Below are 16,575 nucleotides of genomic sequence, written 5' to 3'. Positions count from 1 at the left end.
GACGCAATCACTCCCAGCGTTTTAACAGGATACTGGCGTTAACGCCGCCGAAGCCGAAGCCATTGGACAGGGCATAGGTCATGGCCACCGCCTCCGGTTCGCCGCGCACCAGATGTAAACCCGCCGCCGCAGGATCGATATGGTCCAGGTTAAGGGTGGCGGGCACCCGCTGATCGCGCAGCGCCAGCACGGTAAAGATGGCTTCCAGGCCGCCGGCGGCGCCAAGCAAATGCCCGGTGGCTGATTTGGTCGAGGTCACGGCCAGTGGGCTATTGTCGCCGAACAGATGTTTTACGGCATTAATCTCGCCTAAATCCCCGACCGGCGTGGAGGTGGCATGAGCATTAAGATGCTGCACCTGCGCGGGAGCGATATTACCCTGGCGCAGGGCGATTTTCATCGCCCGGTAAGCGCCGTCGCCGTCTTCCGCTCCCGAGGTCATATGGTAGGCATCGGCGCTGGTGCCGTAACCGACAATTTCCGCCAGCGGCGTGGCGCCGCGCGCCAGCGCATGCTCCAGTTCCTCAATCACCAGCAGCCCCGCGCCTTCCCCCATCACAAAACCATCCCGGTCGCGGTCGAACGGACGCGATGCGCGCGCCGGGTCGGCGTTAAAATGCGTGGAGATGGCCCTGGCGGCGGCAAAACCTCCCAGGCTGACGGTATCGATAGCGGCTTCGGTTCCGCCGCATAAGGCAATATCCGCTTCATCATTACGGATCAGGCGCACCGCGTCGCCGATAGCCTGCACACCCGCCGCGCAGGCGGTCACCGGCGCGCCTATCGGCCCTTTGAACTGATGTTTGATGGAGACATGGCCGGCAGCCAGGTTGGCGAGAAACGACGGCACCGTAAAGGGCGACAGCCGGCCCGGACCGCGATTATCCGAGGTGCGCACGGCGTTGGCGATAGCCGGGAAACCGCCGATACCGGTGGCGATAATGGTCGCGGTGCGTTCTTTCTGTTCATCGGTGGTGGCCGTCCAGCCCGCCTGGCTCAGCGCTTCGTCCGCCGCCGCCATGGCAAACAGGATAAACCTGTCCATTTTTTTCTGGTCTTTGGGCGGGACGGACCGGTCCGGGTACAGGCCGCCCTCCGGGTCTTGTTCCCGGTCGGGCACCTGGCCGCCGATTTTCACCGGCAGTTGAGCAACCATCGCCTCCGGCAAGGGGCGGATGCCCGACTGGCCCGCCAGCAGGCGCCGCCATACGATTTCGGTACCGCAGCCTAAAGGCGATACCGCGCCCATTCCGGTAATGACAATTCGACGGTTACTCATAAAAATTCCTTGTGCGGGTATGCATCATGATGTTTTAGCTTTTCCTGTCTCGTTTCCAGCCGCCGCTTTATCCCTTTACCGGCACGCGGTCCGGCGGCAATAGTGACATTAAGATGGGTAAGAGGCTCACCGGTATCCCGATCGACCAGCACCGGCGCCACCTTCGCGGCGTGGCGGCGGTTTACCGGCACGACGGCGATATCCTCGTGCGCCAGAGCCTGATTGCCCCATTGCAGCAGGGTAAGCAGTACCGGAAAAAACGCCTGGCCGCGTTCGGTGAGTAAATATTCAAAACGCGCCGGACGCGTGCAGTAGGCTTGTTTATAAAGAATGCCGTTTCGCACCAGGGTCTTCAGCCTGCGGGTGAGCATGGTCGGCGACAGCCCCAGGCTACGCTGGAATTCATCAAACTTGCTCAGCCCCTGGAAGGCGTCGCGTAAAATCAGAATGCTCCACCACTCCCCCACCAGTTCCAGTGATTGTGCTATGGGGCAATCCATCGCGCCGATATTGGTTTTCCGCATGGCTAAAAAGCTCCTGACCCCCGTAGCCGGCCTGTGTTAAGCAGGTGACTACATTTATTGTAGCTTTAAGGGCAGTCACTTTAGCGTACAAGTGTACGCTGAACAAGTCCGATCAGTGCGGGACGCATGTCAGCGCGCCTCGCCGCGCTACCGACAGTATTTTCTGCGTGTTACTGCGCCATTTTTAGCGGTTCACGCTGTTTGCGCTATTTTCCAACGGTATTAACCTTTCAATCCAACCCAGTGGCTATAATTCCGGAAAAACAACCTCGGTTATTTATCGGCAACGGGGAAATACATAAGATTTTTTTATCGGCCTATTCATTCCCAGGCCGCGTGTTTTATTTTATCCATTTTAACCATGTATTAATAAAGGCATGAGCATTGGCGCACCTGCTGGAAAATAGGGAGACCACAATGAGGTATCTTATCGATGATCGCATTATTTTTAATACGCTGGAATACCGATTATCATTATCGACGGATGAAGAAACCTCTGTCAATTTGTCAAATACCGCGGGTCGTGTATTAGAAGAACTTATTATTTCCCATGGTAATGGGGACGCCGTCAGCCGGGAACATTTATTTGCCAATGTCTGGGAAAAACACGGTTTGTCCTCCTCCAACGGAAATTTAAATCAGCAAATAAGCCTGCTGCGCAAAGCGCTGCTCGCGCTCGGGCTGGACGCCTCGGCCATCGTTACCTTGCCCAAGCGCGGACTGAAGCTCAACGATCGTCTCAATATCGTGGTCTATGGGACCTCGGCGGATCCCGCCCCGCGCGCGGCGCGGGATGTGGAGGCAGAGGATGGCGTCAAGGCGGATGGCGTGAATTCAAGCCGTTTTCTTAAAGACGTGATGATGAATTTTTTCCTGGCGCTGTCGATCGTTATCACCGCGGCGACAGCCTTTATGTATTTCAGGCAAAACGACAGCCAGCCCCTGTATTTCTTCAAAAATATTGCTTCATGCAACGTCTATACCCTGCGACCGATAAATGAACGCGAGCGGCCGGATCTGACGGCGCATATCCAGCGCGCCATGGCGGGTAATATTGAACAATGCGATATCCATGACAAAGTGCTTTTCTCGCGCACCAGCGCCACGGTACAAGACGGCATCAACCGTCGTACTTTCCTGGCGAAATGTGAACAGGACGGCCGCGGAAAGCTCACCGAATGCCTGAATTTTTACTTCTATAACTGGGACGTATAATGAAAAGATTCTGGATTATCATGGCGCTGCTTTTGTTATCGCTTACGCTGTTTTTCAGCAGAAATTATCGCGGTGGATTTTCCGGTTATCAATGTTCCGCCCAAATGGTCTACCGGTCCGCGCTTCCCTCCGGATCCTTTACCTACACCGTGGAAGCCAAGATGTTTTTCACCGGCCCGCGCGAAGGCTTTTACGCCCTTAACGGCACCCTGGTCCATGACGAGAACCGGTATAATCTGCACCGGACGCGGTTCTTTACCTTTCGGCGGCAAAATCCGCAGGGTTTATATGAAATCACCATGACCCGCGAGATCGTCTCAACGCTTGATAATACTCCCCCCGGTATCGCCAGCCCGGTACTCTTGCCGGTGGGACAGTCGCTGCTGCCAAGCTTTAAACGCATTGATACTAAATCCATTGTGGTCAGTCTGCTGTATTCACCCTTTTTTATTTGCGCGAGTGATTAGACGCCATTACTGATTTACCCGCGGCTCTTGACACCACCGGGCAGCCGGATGCAGTGTCCCGACGCCGCCCGCGCCGGCTTTGCGCCGTTAAATTAAACCCGCCGCTTCTTTGACTAACCGGCCCACAGGATAAATACTCTAATGCATCCAGGTCGTGTTACCGCGCCATAGGCGGCGCTGGCCGAGTGCCCTATCCAGATACCGAAAGCTCAGGGATGTCATTGAATAGACCTTATGAGAAAACGCAGACGTTTCGATTCCCCCCGGCAAGATAACCCGGAAGCCATCTTGCATGGCCCCCACCGCTTTAGCCTGCTTTTTGAATTGGGGGCGTCCGCCTTGCTGCTGATCGTCGCCCTGGTAGCCATTAACGTCTGGCACCTCTGGCAGACCTATCAATCCGCGCTGGCCAAATCACAAACCACCACCTTGAACCTGACCCAGGCCCTGTCGCAACATGCCAGCGATACCTTTGCCCAGGCGCAGGCCACCCTTGAGGAACTGGCGCAGCAGATCAATGCCCAGGGCACCGGCGCGGCGCAGTTACCCCTGCTGCATCAGCTTTTCCAGCAAAAAACGGCCGGATTAAAGCAAATCAGCGCGCTATCGCTGTTTGACGCCGCGGGCAGGATGATCGTAACGGCGTCTGAGCGGCTGCCCAGCGTAAACAGCTATAGCGATCGCGATTATTTTATCTACCATCGCGACCATCCCGAATTGACGTTGCGCATCGGCAAGGTTATCCGCAGCCGCATGACCAACTCGCTTATCGTGCCCATCTCGCGCAGGCTTAATCATGCCGACGGCAGTTTCGCCGGCGTGCTGCTGGAAAGCATTATGCTCGACCATTTCCGCAATTTTTATACCCGGTTTATGATAAGCGATGATTCAACGCTAATGATGCTGCTCGACAACGGCACCGTGCTGTACCGCCAACCTTATGATGAAAAAATCATCGGTACCACCATCGCCGGTTCGCCGCTGTACCGCGATAACATCCGCCAACATACCTCCGGCATCGTCAACGGCGCCCTGTCGGCCGATCCGGGGCAAAAACTCTATAGCTACACCCATCTTAAACAGTATCCGGTTATCGTCACCACCGGCTTGTCGCTGGACCAGAACATGGCGGACTGGCGCCAGGACGCCGTTAACCATGCGGTGATGACGCTGGTTTTTGTCGTAATGATAACAGCCGTCTGCCTGGTCTTGATGCGCCAGGCGCGCGCGCGCATGCGCGCCGAGCAGCAGTTGATCCACGCCCAGCAGGAACTGCGTAAGTTAAACCGGTCGCTGGAGCAACTGGCGCGTTCGGATGGCCTGACCGGCCTTTATAACCGGCGGCATTTCGATCTGTCCCTGGACAATGAATTCCAGCGCGCGCTGCGGGCGCAGCGGGAACTGGGCATCATCCTGCTGGATGTCGACTATTTCAAGCAATTTAACGACTTATACGGTCATGTGGCCGGTGATGAATGTCTGAAGCGCATCGGGCAAACCCTGAAAAACCTGCCCCTGCGCCACCGTGACGTGGTGGCGCGCTATGGCGGGGAAGAATTCATCGTCCTGTTGCCCGACACCGATCGGGCCGGCACCCTGGCGGTGGCGCGGCGCATTCAGCAGGAGATCGTGGCGTTGAACATCCCCCATCAGGGCAGCCCGACCGGTAGCCTGACGCCAAGCCTGGGCGTGTTTGTCGGACTGCCGGTGGCGGGGCTGGACACCCCCACCCGGCTGGTGGTCAAGGCGGATTCAGCCCTTTACCAGGCGAAACGCCAGGGACGCAACCAGATTTGCCTGGCCTGAGGCCAGGCGCGTCAAATGCCGCTAAACCAGTTATAACCCTGATCTTCCCAGTAGCCGCCGGGGTTGGCGTTGCCCACCGACAGCGCGACGATATGCTTGGCATTTTTAAATCCCAGCTTGGTCGGCACCCGCAGCCTGAGCGGAAAACCAAAGGCGTCCGGCAGCGCCTTGCCGGCAAAATCCAACGCCAGGGTGGTTTGCGGATGCAGCGCCGTGGCCATGTCTATGCTGGAGTAATAGCGGTCGGCGCAGCGGAAACCGACAAATCCGGCGCGCAGATCGGCGCCTATCCGTTCAAGAAAGGTGCGCAACGGCACGCCGTCCCACTGTCCGATGGCGCTCCATCCCTCGATACAGATAAGCCGGGTAATCTGGCTTTGCCGCGGCAGCGCCTGCAGCTTGTCCAGCGTCCAGGGGCGCTTATCGGCCACCCGCCCGGAGACCTCCAGCTGATAAGTGGAAAGATCGATTTCCGGCACATTGAATTCGGGGTAAAAAGCGTTGAACGGAAATGGGTTGGTTATTTGATCCGCCCGGTAGGTTTGCGCCAGTCGCTGCCCGCTGAACAGCCAGCCCTGTACCCGGTCATTCCAGCGCGACATGGCCCACAGCACCTTATCCACCTCGTCGCCGTCCTGCAGATTACAGCCGGTAAGCAGGGTCAGCGCGCCGAGCGTCAGGCCGGAGCGCAACAACAAACGGCGCTGCAGACGAAAAAGCGCCTTTTGCTGTGCCGGCTCGAGTTTAACGCGGTTGCTCGGTTTGTCATTCATCCTGCGCGTCCCGCGGTGTCCGGCGTTGGAATCCGGTAATCATGGGCAAGAACGTCGACGGCACGGTAATGACCATCGCCACATGGACCACGGCGAACAGCACGATGCCGCTCATGGCGAAAAAATGCACATACCGCGCCCGGTCGAAGCCGCCAAACACCGCCACCAGCCGGTAAAGCTGTACGGGTTTCCATATGGACAGGCCGGAAAGGACCAGCAGCAGCCCGCAGGCCAGAGCAAACCAGTAGAAGGCCTTTTGAATAGCGTTATAGCGCCCAAGGCGATGCTTCAGGCGGAAGGTCAACGCCAGCATAACGTCGCGCGCCAGCGTGCGCGGCGTCAGCGGCAGGAAGTCGCGGCGAAAATGACCGCTGCCGATGCCCCAGCACACATACAGCAGGGCATTTGCCGCCAGCGCCCACATTACCGCCAGGTGCCAGGCGATGGAGCCGCCCAGCCAGCCGCCCAGGGTCAGTATGGTGGGAAAGGTCAACGCGGGAAAAATGGGCGAGGCGTTGTAAATGCCCCAGCCGCTCATCAGCATGGCGCAAAGTATCGGCACATTAAGCCAGTGCATGACGCGCACCGGCAGGCGATGCAGGCGAATCTTGGCTAAAGGCGCGGAGGATGGGTTCACTGGCGCTCCATTATCAGGCGGGGGAACAAGCCGGGCATCCGTGCCGCCCGGCCTGGGACGCAGAACTGATATCACATAGGCGGTACGGTGCCGTTGACTCCGGCGACGATGCGCGCCGCCACGACAGGTTCCGCGCTGCCCGGCGCCGGGAACAGGATAATATGCGCGCCGGGTTTCAATAACGAGCGATCGCCAGGTGACAGTGTCACAACTGGCACGTCATCAGGCACCACGACCTTTTTTTCACCATTCTGATACTTGACCGTCATGGTCCGTCCATTGGCATTTACCAGCGTGCCCACGGTGCCGTTGGTCATGGTGCCGACCTTGCCGTCGGACCCCTGCCAGGGTCGGAACCCTTCCCCCGAACCGCGCAGGGACGGATCGAACACATGGACTTCAAGGGCTTTCAAAGTGCCGTCCGGCTGCGGGGCGGCGGCGGTACCGATAAAGCTGTTCGGTTTGATATCGCTGATTTTGCCCTGCGCCACCGCGGAAATGGTGGTTTTGTCGTTCAGGGTGGCGGTAACCGCCGCGCCTTTGCGATCGGTAAACTGCAGTTGGTCGCCGTGAAATTGCGTGACCGTGCCGCGCACCGCCATCGATTTGGCGGGAGCATCCGCCGCCATGACCGCCGGGGCGCACGTCGTCAGCATACCCAGCAGCATAGCGGATAAAAGTGTAGATCGAGCCATGAACGTCTCCTGTTCGTGTTTTGCGGCCTGGAACGCGCCGGATATAACATTTTTGGCACTACATTATAACATTACGCGGGTTTTTGACGTTTGGCTTGGGCAAAAAGCGCTTTCCCCAGGGGAAGATGTTGAAAAATATTTCAGCACGGTGAGATGGCGGCGCCGCTATAGAGCGGCCGGGATGGGGGATCAAACCACGGGTCGCAAGCATGGCGCTTCCGCCGTTTTGGCATGGCTCACCTCCCTGTGCGCCCACAGCCATTGTCTTTAGGGTTTGAGAATGACCTTGGTCCAGCCTGCGTCGCGATCGTCAAAGTGCTGGTATGCCTCCGGCGCCTGCGCCAAATGCAGGCGATGGGAAATAATTTGTGACGGTTTAGCCTTGCCCTGGTGTATAAGGCGCGCCAATTGGCGGTTATAAGCCTTGACGTTGGCCTGGCCGGTGCGGATTTGCTGGCCTTTAAACCAGAAACTGCCGAAATCGAACGGCATTTTGCCCTCTTTGGCCAACTCCGATGCCGCGCCGGGATCCTGGGGAACAAAAACGCCGACGACACCGATGCCGCCGGTGGCCCGGGTGGAGGCCACCAGGCTGTTCATGGTGGCCGAGTTATCCTCATGACCATGTTTATCGCAGCACTGGTAACCTACGCATTCACAGCCGCAGTCGGTGCCGCGTCCGTCGGTCAGGTTCAAAATTTCCTCCACCGCCGCGTCGCCGACGCCGTTAATGGCCGTGGCGCCAAGCTGCTCCGCCAGCGCCAAACGGCTTGTATGGGTATCCACCACGAATACCTGCGAAGCGCCCTTGATAATGGCCGAATGCGCGGCCATCAGCCCCACGGGACCGGCGCCGTAAATGGCAACGCTATCGCCGGGGCGCAATCCCGCCAGTTCGGTGGCATGCCAGCCGGTGGGGAAAATATCGGACAACATCACATAATCGTCCTCCTTTTCCTGCGCGTCCGGCGGCAGCACCAGGCAGTTGAAATCGGCAAAAGGCACCCGCAACAGTTCCGCCTGGCCGCCCTCATAGGGGCCCATTTCAGCAAAACCGTACGCGGCCCCCGCCGAGCCGGGATTGGCGGTCAGGCAGAACCCGGTAAGACCGCGCTCGCAGTTTTCGCAAAATCCGCAGCCGACGTTAAACGGCAGGCAAACATAATCACCGACGTTGATCCGCTGCACCGCCGCGCCGACCTCGACAACCTCTCCCAGGTTCTCATGTCCGAAAATTCGGCCGGTTTCAAAACTGGTGCGGCCTTCATACATGTGCAAATCCGACCCGCAGATATTGGTGGTGGTTATGCGCACCAGTACATCGGTTGGTTTGATGATTTTCGCGTCCGGCACATCCTTCACCACGACATCGCGTGGGCCGTTATATACGACTGCTTTCATGATTTCCTCCGGTATATGCCCCGGTGGATGGGGGCAAACAGGTTTGCATCCGACTGTTTAACGGATAGACCAAAACCCAGCGGGGCGCTATAAAAGATGAATTTTTTTACACAATGCATCAGGACGATTATCGGCAGCAACCGAGGCGGCACGGGCGTTTGAGCGAAAGAGGTGTTAAGGTAACGGCCTGTATAGCGTGGGAATTAGTCAATATAAATGAAGAAAAACCTATGGCACGGACTGGACGATCGTGATGTTGCGTAACAGGCGCAGCCGCGGGTCGGATAATATTCTTGTGACGCTGTCACGCTTAAAGAAAAACAGTCTTTTTGGCGTGACGGCGTCACAACTTAGCGTCGGCGATTAACGGTTAACGTCGACAATCACCCGGCCGCGGATTTTGCCGTCCATCAGCGCATCCGCGGTTTCAAGCACCTCGCCCAGGCCGATTTCCCGGCTGATGCTGTTTAACAGCTCGCCGTCCACCAGTGTGGCGATACGCGCCCAGGCCGCCACGCGGTCGGCCTGCGGGCGCATAACGCTATCCACGCCGGCCAGGGTCACGCCGCGCAGGATAAACGGCGCCACGCTTGCCGGCAAATCCATGCCCTGGGCCAGGCCGCAGGCGGCCACGGTGCCCTGGTAGTGCAAACCGGCGCATACGTTGGCCAGCGTATGGCTGCCGACGCTGTCAATGGCGGCGGCCCACTGTTCCTTGCCCAGGGCGCGCCCTGGCGCGGACAGCTGCGCCCGGTCGATAATCTCGGCGGCGCCGAGTCGGCGCAGATGCTCCGCCTCTTCCTGGCGCCCGGTCGACGCCACCACCTGGTACCCCAAACGCGCCAACAGCGCGACGGCAAAGCTGCCGACGCCGCCGTTGGCGCCGGTGACCAGCACCTTGCCCCGCGCCGGGGTCACGCCGTTTTTCTCAAGCGCCCCCACCGCCAGCATGGCGGTATAACCGGCGGTGCCGACCGCCATAGCCTGCCGGGCGGTAAGCCCCGCGGGCAGCGGTATCAGCCAGTCGCCGTTAAGCCGCGCCTTTTGCGCCAGCCCACCCCAGTATTTTTCGCCCACTCCCCAGCCGTTAAGCAATACCCTGTCGCCGGCGTTGAACGCCGGATGCTTGCTATAGGTGACAATGCCGGCCAAATCAATGCCCGGCACCAGAGGGAAGGCGCGTACCACCGGCCCTTTGCCGGTAATGGCCAGTCCGTCTTTATAATTAAGCGTCGAGTAGGCCACATCGACCCACACATCGCCCTCGGGCAGTTGCGCCTCATCCAGGCGGGTATAACCGGCGCGATAGCCCTGCTCATCTTTCTCAATCAAGATTCCGTTAAACATGCTGTTTCCTCAAATGGTCACTGAATTTGATATCCCGGCAGGCGCCAGGCGCGGCAGACCGGCAAAAAAACCGTCGGCAAACCGCTGCAACGGCCGGGCGCTGGCCTCCAGCCGGGCGCGCATTACCGCCCCTTCCCAGCCAATCCAGAAAAACTCCGCCAGGCCTTCGCAGTCCGTCCCGGCCGGCAATTGCCCGGCATCGCGCGCCAGCCGCAGGCAGCAGGCGACCCGCTGTTGCCATTGCTGCAAAATATCGCTGAGCTGACGGCGATAGCCAACCGGCAGCACGTTGATTTCCTGCCCCAGATTGCCCACCAGGCAACCGCGTTTAAAATCATATCTGGCCATGCCCCGGCCCAGGTCGGACACCAGCGCCCGCAGGCGATCCAGCGGCGGCAAGGTTTCGTCCAGCAGCCAACGGTCCAGCTTGCGGATAAAATAGCGGCCGTAATACGCAATGATCTCCTGCCCGAACGCTTCCTTGCTTGGGAAGTAATAATAAAACGACCCTTTCGGCACGCCCACCTGCTTGAGGATACCGTCGATTCCCGAGGCGCTGAAACCCTGTTCGGTAAGCACGGCGGTACCGCAGCGAATCAGGCTTTCGCGGGTATCCGGCTGGTCCCGGGCGATTTTTGGCGGACGCCCACGCCGCGCGGTCACTGTTTTTTCATTCATGCGGAAAATATAGACCGATCGTCTATAAAACGCGAGTATAAAAGGATCCGGCGCGCATAATATTGCGCCGGATCATATTTAGACTGCGGACAGGCAGTAGCGTCCGCCAGAGGGGGTTATCCGGCGCGTTGCCCGGGCAAGCTCCGTGGATGGACTTAAGATTATCTGGCCAACGAGTCATGCGCTGCGGGCGCGGCGGCGGACGGTTCCGCCCGCAGCTGCGTCGCCGGCCGGTTCCGGCCGCGCATAAACCAGGCAGGAATAATCGCCAGGAAGAAAAACACCGCTACGATATAAAATCCGTCCTGGTAGGCGTATAGCTGCGCCTTGGGCACCAGCATGGTTTCCAGGTAGGCCATCGAGCCTGGGTTCACGCCTTCCGGCAAACGGCTGCCGAACGGATTACCCCAGTGGGAATAGAGCAGCGCCAGACGGGAAATGGACTCCGCCGCCGTGGCGTTGGCGGCCGTCAGCGCCTGCGCCAGGGCGTCGCCGTGAAAGATGGTGCGCCGGTCGATAATCACCGACAGCAGATTAACGCCAAAAGCGCCGCCCAGCTGGCGCACAAAATTAAGGCTGCCGGATCCCTGGGCCAGCTTATCCGCCGGCAGCGCCCGCAGCGCCCCGGCGTTAAGCGCCGGCAGCATTACGCCCAGCCCTATTCGGCCCAGCACTACCCACAGGGCCATGGTCCAGAACGGGGTATCCACATCGACGCCGCCGGACAGCCAGCAGGAAAAGCCGAAAATCGCCAAGCCCGCCATCACCGGCAGATGCGGCGGCAGACGGTCGCTAAGCTGGCCGGCGATGGGAAATATCAATCCCAGCACCAGCCCTGAGGGCATCAGCAGCAATCCCGAGCGGGTGGGGGTATAGCCCTGCACGGTCTGGACGAACAGCGGGACGATATAGGTGGAGCCGTAAATACCGGCCCCCAGGGCGAACGCCACCACGCAGCCGGCGGAAAAACGCAGATTATTAAACACCCGCAGGCTGAGCAGCGGCTGCGGCGCCACCAGTTCCCACAGGATAAACCCGGCGGCGGTGGCCACGGCTGAGGCGAACATGCCGAGGGTAAAAAATGAATCCCACCCCTCCCGCTGGCCGTTGGATAAACCGGTGAGCAAGGTGGTCAGCGCGCAGACCAGCAGCAAAAACCCGATGGCGTCGAACCTGCGGCGCGCGGTGACGACTTTGCTATCCAGCCCCGGCAGGATAACCATCGCCGCCGCCATGCCGGCCATGCAAAACGGCACCACCACCAGAAAGACAAAACGCCAGTCGTACTGATCGACCATCATGCCGCCGACCGTCGGCCCCAGCGCCGGGGCCAGCACCACCCCCACCCCGTAGATGCCCATGGCCCGGCCGCGCTGGGCGGGCGGAAACACCTGCGACAGCACCACCATCGCCATCGGCTGGATTATGCCCGACGCGCAGCCCTGGAGCACCCGCGCCAAAATGACTTCGGCGCCGCTGGCGCTGGCAAAGCCCAGCAGACTGCCGACGATAAACACCACCAGCGCGCCGACAAACGCCCGCCGGTAGCCGAACCGGTCCAGCACCCAGGCGGTCATTAGCATGGTGGCGGTCATCGAGGCTAAAAAGGCGGTGGACAGCCACTGCACCTGATCCTGCCCCAGCCCGAACGCCCCCATGATATCGCGCATGGCCACGTTAACGATGGTGGCGGTGGCGGTGGTGGCGATGGTGCCGAGCATCACCGTCCCGGTAGCCAGCCAGCGGTACGCGGGCCCAAAGCGCTCGGCCTGGGCCTCAATGGGCGACATTAATGGCCACCTCGACCATCAGGCCGGGTTTCAGCCGGGCGTCGGCCTGGTCAAAAGCGATGCGCACCGGCACCCGTTGGGTGATTTTGGTAAAGTTGCCCGACGGATTGGGACTGGGCAGCAGGGCAAACTGATTGGTGGCGGTGTTGCCGACCCGGATCACGTGACCATGGGAAACCAGGTCTGGATAGGCGTCGATGCCGATATCCACCGGCTGGCCCACCGCCACTTTATTCAGGGCGGTTTCCTTGATATTCGCCTCCACCCAGACGTTTTTCGGATCGTGAACCATCATCACCCACTGTCCGGCCTGCACATAATCCCCCACATCACCCAGGGTACGATCCACCACGCCGTCCACCGGCGAGCGCAGCGTCCGATCGGCGATTTCCTGGGTAATCTGCTGCGCCTGCGCCGTGAGCGCCACCAATTGCTGGCGTTGCATATCGATTTGCCGATCCAGCACCTGCAACTGCCCGCGCTGCGCCAGGGCATTGGCCAACGCCGCCCGTTGCGATAGCAATTGCGCCGCGGCCTCCCGTTGCTGATCCTGCCGCTGCAACAGGGCGGTGTGGCTTTCATCCCAGGTTTTGCGCGGCGTCAAACCGCTTTTAACCAAACTGTCGTCACGCTGGAAATTGGCCTGCGCCAGGGTGAGCTGATGGCCGGCGTCGGAAAGCGCCGACTCCGCCACGGTCAATTGCGCCTGCGCCTGCTCAAGCGCGGCCTGGGTGGTCGAATCGGCGGTCTGGCGCTGAGCCTCGGTATAGCGGATCTGCGCGTTGGCGGACGCCAAATCCCCCTGCACCGCCGCCAGCCGCAGCCGGGCATCGCGATCGTCAATCTGCGCCAGGATCTGGCCTTTTTTGACCCGATCGCCATCCATCACCGGCCGCGCCACCAGCCAGCCGTCCACCCGACTGGCCAGCGTCACCACCTCGCCGGTAATATGGGCATCGTTCTCGGCCACATGGGCAAAGCGCCAGTCCAGCCAGCTGATAAACCAGACGATCAGTGCGATTATCACCACCAGGCCGACGATAACCCAGGTTTTCTGTCGGCCGTTAAGATGCCCAAAGCGATTGGGCGACAGAAATCGCCGCTCCCGTACCCCAGTGTTCATGACGGTTCCTTGTCTACCGCGGCCAGACTGACCAGCACCTGTTCCAGCAGACGGTTCATCTGCCCGATATCATTATCGTCTACGCCGGCCAGCGCCCGATCGCGCACCTGCTGGGCCATTCCCTCCACCTGCTGCACAAGCTGCATGCCCGATTCGGTCAGGTGGATCTCCTTGGCGCGGCGATCGCTGCCTTCGCGCCGTTCGATAAACCCCTGGTTTTGCAGGTTATCCAGCAGACGCACCACTGAAGACGCATCCAGGTAAATGGCTTCGGCCAGGTCCTTTTGCAACATCGCCTTGTCCGCGCGCGCCAGGTATAACAACGGCACCCAGGTGGCTTCGGTCAGGCCGTACGGCTGGAGCTTGCGATCGATGACCCGTCGCCACTGCCGCGCGGTCTGGGCGATCAGGTTGGCAAAATGGCGCTTGGGCGAGGCTGCGGGTAGCGTTGAATCGGTTAAAGCGGAGGTAGGTGTCGATGGCATAGGGAATAGATTCCAACACATTAGTTGATATATAAATAATAACTCCATGTACCTATCCAGTGTCAATACCCCACCGCCGGGTAAATCCCTACGCCCTGCCCATTGACCTCATTGATAATTACGAGGCATTATCATTTGGTCAACATAGTGATAATCATCGTAAAAGTGATCCCGCCTTGCGATTTTGCCAGAGGACGCATTGATGCTCCGCCGTTTTTTTAACTACTATCTTCCCTATAAGCGCTTGTTTGCGCTCGATTTCGGTTGCGCTATCCTCGCCGGCCTGCTGGAACTGGGTTTTCCCATGGCGGTCAAACTCTTTATCGACAAATTGTTGCCCGCCCAGGACTGGCTGCTGATCGGCGCCTCCGCCGTCGGCCTGCTGCTGATCTATTTACTCAATACCGGGCTGATGGCGGTGGTTAACTATTGGGGCCACGCCCTGGGCGTGGGCATAGAAACCGATATGCGGCGCGAGGCGTTCAATCACCTGCAAAAGCTGTCGTTCCGTTATTACGACAATACCAAGACCGGCCATATCATCACCCACGTCACCAAGGATCTGGAGGAAGTCGGCGAAATCGCCCATCACGGCCCGGAGGATCTGTTTATCGCCCTGATGACCTTTATCGGCGCGTTTATCCTGATGGCCACCGTCCATGTGCCGCTGGCGCTGCTGACGGTTATTATCGTCCCCGCCATGACCTGGCTGGTCAGCAGCCAGGGCGCGCAAATGACGGAAACCTGGCGCAGGCTGTTCCGCCAGGTGGGTAACTTCAACGCCCGCATCGAGGAAAGCATCGGCGGCATTCGCGTGGTCAAGGCATTTGCCAACGAGCCCCGGGAAGAGGCCCTGTTTGCCCGCGATAACGACAGCTACCGCACCACCAAGCTGCGCGCCTACCGCATCATGACCGCCAGCCTGACCCTGAGTTATCTCAGCACCCGTCTGGTGCAGCTGATCGTCATGGTGGCCGGCACTTGGTATGTCATCAAGGGCGAACTGAGCTACGGCGGTTTTGTCGGTTTCCTGCTGCTGGTGGAAGTGTTTTTCCGCCCGGTGGCCAAGATTTCGGCGGTGCTGGAAAGTTATCCCAAGGGTATTGCCGGCTTTAAGCGTTTTACCGGGCTGATGGATACCGTGGCTGATATCACCGACCGTCCCGACGCCCTGGTGGTGAACAGCCTGCGCGGCGATATCGTCTATCGCGACGTAACCTTTGGCTACCGCGCCGACAAACCGATTTTCAGCCATCTGAACCTGACGATTCGCGCCGGGGAAACCGTGGCCTTCGTCGGCCCGTCCGGCGCGGGTAAAACCACGCTGTGTTCGCTGCTGCCGCGTTTTTATGATGTGGACGCCGGCGCAATCAGCGTGGACGGCATCGATATCCGCGACCTGACCCAGGCTTCGCTGCGCGGCAATATCGGCATTGTGCAGCAGGACGTGTTCCTGTTCGGCGGATCGATTCGCGAAAATATCGCCTACGGCAAACTGGACGCCACGGATGAGGAAATCCGGCAGGCGGCCCGGCGCGCGCGCCTGGACAGTCTGATCGCCGCCCTGCCGGATGGCTTGGATACCCTGGTGGGCGAACGTGGGGTGAAACTGTCCGGCGGCCAGAAACAGCGCCTGTCCATCGCGCGGATTTTCCTGAAAAATCCGCCCATCCTGATCCTCGACGAGGCTACCTCGGCGCTGGATACCGCCACCGAGCAGGCCATCCAGCAGTCACTGTCCGAGCTGTCCATGGGGCGCACCACACTCGTCATAGCCCATCGCCTGGCCACCATCCAGCATGCCGATCGCATCGTGGTGGTGGATACCCAGGGCATTGTTGAACAGGGCAGCCACAAGGAGCTGTTATTGCGCCACGGCACCTATGCCCGGCTGCATCAGGCCCAATTCGGCGCGGCCTGAGTATCAGATTAATATTACGAATAGCGTTGATATTATGTTACGCAAATAATCTCAACGACTATTCTTATTCAACAAAAAAACAATAAATACCAATCAATTAGAGGACTATGCAATTATCACTCAGGGTATTAAATCCTGTGATTAACCTCTCTTATTAATCAATTTTATGGCAATAAAGCACCTATCTTAGATTTGACGCAACGAATTGTGTGATCAACTGGCCGATATTAGCGGTCAACACCTATCGTTAACTTTCTTCTGAGGAATGTATGGACTTTTTTATCCAACTGGCTGTTATTCTGGCCTGTCTGTTATACGGAGCAAAAAAGGGCGGTATCGCCTTAGGCCTTCTGGGCGGCATCGGCCTGGTTATCCTGGTGTTCGTCTTCCATCTCGAACCCGGTAAACCGCCGGTGGACGTGATGCTGGTGATT

At 59.1% G+C, this 16,575-nt stretch carries 16 protein-coding genes; 5 read left to right on the top strand and 11 right to left on the bottom strand.

Annotated elements, in window-relative coordinates:
- Positions 1-7: 7 nt before the first annotated feature.
- Both fabF and VGC33_RS19980 read right to left on the bottom strand, forming a co-directional pair.
- The gene (gene fabF / locus VGC33_RS19985) at positions 8-1,279 is read right to left on the bottom strand and encodes a beta-ketoacyl-ACP synthase II (RefSeq protein ID WP_331122522.1); all 1,272 of its coding nucleotides are present in this window, start codon (positions 1,277-1,279) and stop codon (positions 8-10) included.
- Positions 1,276-1,803, bottom strand: coding sequence for a winged helix-turn-helix transcriptional regulator (locus VGC33_RS19980; protein ID WP_331122521.1), 528 nt, complete (start codon positions 1,801-1,803; stop codon positions 1,276-1,278). The genes fabF and VGC33_RS19980 overlap by 4 nt, the downstream gene beginning before the upstream one ends.
- A 417-nt stretch (positions 1,804-2,220) precedes the next feature.
- On the opposite strand from VGC33_RS19980, the gene VGC33_RS19975 reads away from it, so the two are divergent.
- The 3 genes from VGC33_RS19975 to VGC33_RS19965 all read left to right on the top strand — a co-directional run bounded on the left by VGC33_RS19975 (position 2,221) and on the right by VGC33_RS19965 (position 5,291).
- Positions 2,221-3,018: a winged helix-turn-helix domain-containing protein gene (locus VGC33_RS19975; RefSeq protein ID WP_331122520.1), complete on the top strand. Its 798-nt coding sequence runs from the start codon at positions 2,221-2,223 to the stop codon at positions 3,016-3,018.
- A complete protein-coding gene (locus tag VGC33_RS19970; protein ID WP_331122519.1) occupies positions 3,018-3,485 on the top strand; it encodes a FidL-like protein in 468 nt (155 codons plus the stop codon). The genes VGC33_RS19975 and VGC33_RS19970 overlap by 1 nt, the downstream gene beginning before the upstream one ends.
- Positions 3,486-3,719: 234 nt before the next feature.
- Positions 3,720-5,291, top strand: coding sequence for a sensor domain-containing diguanylate cyclase (locus VGC33_RS19965; RefSeq protein ID WP_331122518.1), 1,572 nt, complete (start codon positions 3,720-3,722; stop codon positions 5,289-5,291).
- Positions 5,292-5,302: 11 nt separating this feature from the next.
- Here the strand turns inward: VGC33_RS19965 and VGC33_RS19960 are convergent, their stop codons facing one another.
- The 9 genes from VGC33_RS19960 to VGC33_RS19920 all read right to left on the bottom strand — a co-directional run bounded on the left by VGC33_RS19960 (position 5,303) and on the right by VGC33_RS19920 (position 14,220).
- On the bottom strand, positions 5,303-6,064 hold the full coding sequence (locus VGC33_RS19960) for a molybdopterin-dependent oxidoreductase (protein WP_331122517.1): 762 nt from the start codon (positions 6,062-6,064) through the stop codon (positions 5,303-5,305).
- On the bottom strand, positions 6,057-6,701 hold the full coding sequence (locus VGC33_RS19955) for a cytochrome b/b6 domain-containing protein (protein WP_331122516.1): 645 nt from the start codon (positions 6,699-6,701) through the stop codon (positions 6,057-6,059). Before VGC33_RS19955 ends, VGC33_RS19960 begins: the two co-directional genes overlap by 8 nt.
- 71 nt (positions 6,702-6,772) lie before the next feature.
- On the bottom strand, positions 6,773-7,396 hold the full coding sequence (locus tag VGC33_RS19950) for a hypothetical protein (protein ID WP_414636966.1): 624 nt from the start codon (positions 7,394-7,396) through the stop codon (positions 6,773-6,775).
- Between the two features lie 267 nt (positions 7,397-7,663).
- Entirely contained in the window at positions 7,664-8,797 is a 1,134-nt protein-coding gene (locus VGC33_RS19945; protein WP_331122515.1) for a glutathione-independent formaldehyde dehydrogenase, read from the bottom strand.
- A 363-nt stretch (positions 8,798-9,160) separates the two neighbouring features.
- On the bottom strand, positions 9,161-10,144 hold the full coding sequence (acuI, locus tag VGC33_RS19940; protein WP_331122514.1) for an acrylyl-CoA reductase (NADPH): 984 nt from the start codon (positions 10,142-10,144) through the stop codon (positions 9,161-9,163).
- A 9-nt stretch (positions 10,145-10,153) separates the two neighbouring features.
- Positions 10,154-10,822 carry an acrylate utilization transcriptional regulator AcuR gene (gene acuR, locus VGC33_RS19935; protein ID WP_331122513.1) on the bottom strand — a complete coding sequence of 223 codons (669 nt, stop codon included), beginning with the start codon at positions 10,820-10,822 and terminating at the stop codon, positions 10,154-10,156.
- A gap of 161 nt (positions 10,823-10,983) precedes the next feature.
- Positions 10,984-12,612, bottom strand: a complete 1,629-nt coding sequence (locus tag VGC33_RS19930) for a DHA2 family efflux MFS transporter permease subunit (protein ID WP_331122512.1) — start codon at positions 12,610-12,612, stop codon at positions 10,984-10,986.
- Positions 12,599-13,735 (bottom strand): HlyD family secretion protein, encoded by a 1,137-nt coding sequence (locus VGC33_RS19925; protein WP_331122511.1) that lies wholly within the window; start codon positions 13,733-13,735, stop codon positions 12,599-12,601. The genes VGC33_RS19930 and VGC33_RS19925 overlap by 14 nt, the downstream gene beginning before the upstream one ends.
- The gene (locus VGC33_RS19920) at positions 13,732-14,220 is read right to left on the bottom strand and encodes a MarR family winged helix-turn-helix transcriptional regulator (protein ID WP_331122510.1); all 489 of its coding nucleotides are present in this window, start codon (positions 14,218-14,220) and stop codon (positions 13,732-13,734) included. Before VGC33_RS19920 ends, VGC33_RS19925 begins: the two co-directional genes overlap by 4 nt.
- Positions 14,221-14,422: 202 nt before the next feature.
- Here VGC33_RS19920 and VGC33_RS19915 point away from each other — a divergent pair, with 202 nt between their 5' ends.
- Both VGC33_RS19915 and VGC33_RS19910 read left to right on the top strand, forming a co-directional pair.
- On the top strand, positions 14,423-16,141 hold the full coding sequence (locus VGC33_RS19915; RefSeq protein WP_331122509.1) for an ABC transporter ATP-binding protein: 1,719 nt from the start codon (positions 14,423-14,425) through the stop codon (positions 16,139-16,141).
- A gap of 269 nt (positions 16,142-16,410) precedes the next feature.
- On the top strand, positions 16,411-16,575 hold a 165-nt coding region (locus VGC33_RS19910; protein ID WP_331122549.1), incomplete at its 3' end, for an anaerobic C4-dicarboxylate transporter family protein.

The sequence above is a fragment of the Acerihabitans sp. genome (genome assembly GCF_036398755.1).
Classification (GTDB): domain Bacteria; phylum Pseudomonadota; class Gammaproteobacteria; order Enterobacterales; family Enterobacteriaceae; genus Acerihabitans.
This window is presented reverse-complemented; position numbering and strand designations above follow the sequence as displayed.

Coding starts and splice junctions, on each gene's coding strand:
- fabF (WP_331122522.1), bottom strand. CDS start 1,279: ATGAGTAACCGTCGAATTGTCATTACCGGAATGGGCGCGGTATCGCCT.
- VGC33_RS19980 (WP_331122521.1), bottom strand. CDS start 1,803: ATGCGGAAAACCAATATCGGCGCGATGGATTGCCCCATAGCACAATCA.
- VGC33_RS19975 (WP_331122520.1), top strand. CDS start 2,221: ATGAGGTATCTTATCGATGATCGCATTATTTTTAATACGCTGGAATAC.
- VGC33_RS19970 (WP_331122519.1), top strand. CDS start 3,018: ATGAAAAGATTCTGGATTATCATGGCGCTGCTTTTGTTATCGCTTACG.
- VGC33_RS19965 (WP_331122518.1), top strand. CDS start 3,720: ATGAGAAAACGCAGACGTTTCGATTCCCCCCGGCAAGATAACCCGGAA.
- VGC33_RS19960 (WP_331122517.1), bottom strand. CDS start 6,064: ATGAATGACAAACCGAGCAACCGCGTTAAACTCGAGCCGGCACAGCAA.
- VGC33_RS19950 (WP_414636966.1), bottom strand. CDS start 7,396: ATGGCTCGATCTACACTTTTATCCGCTATGCTGCTGGGTATGCTGACG.
- VGC33_RS19945 (WP_331122515.1), bottom strand. CDS start 8,797: ATGAAAGCAGTCGTATATAACGGCCCACGCGATGTCGTGGTGAAGGAT.
- acuI (WP_331122514.1), bottom strand. CDS start 10,144: ATGTTTAACGGAATCTTGATTGAGAAAGATGAGCAGGGCTATCGCGCC.
- acuR (WP_331122513.1), bottom strand. CDS start 10,822: ATGAATGAAAAAACAGTGACCGCGCGGCGTGGGCGTCCGCCAAAAATC.
- VGC33_RS19930 (WP_331122512.1), bottom strand. CDS start 12,612: ATGTCGCCCATTGAGGCCCAGGCCGAGCGCTTTGGGCCCGCGTACCGC.
- VGC33_RS19925 (WP_331122511.1), bottom strand. CDS start 13,735: ATGAACACTGGGGTACGGGAGCGGCGATTTCTGTCGCCCAATCGCTTT.
- VGC33_RS19920 (WP_331122510.1), bottom strand. CDS start 14,220: ATGCCATCGACACCTACCTCCGCTTTAACCGATTCAACGCTACCCGCA.
- VGC33_RS19915 (WP_331122509.1), top strand. CDS start 14,423: ATGCTCCGCCGTTTTTTTAACTACTATCTTCCCTATAAGCGCTTGTTT.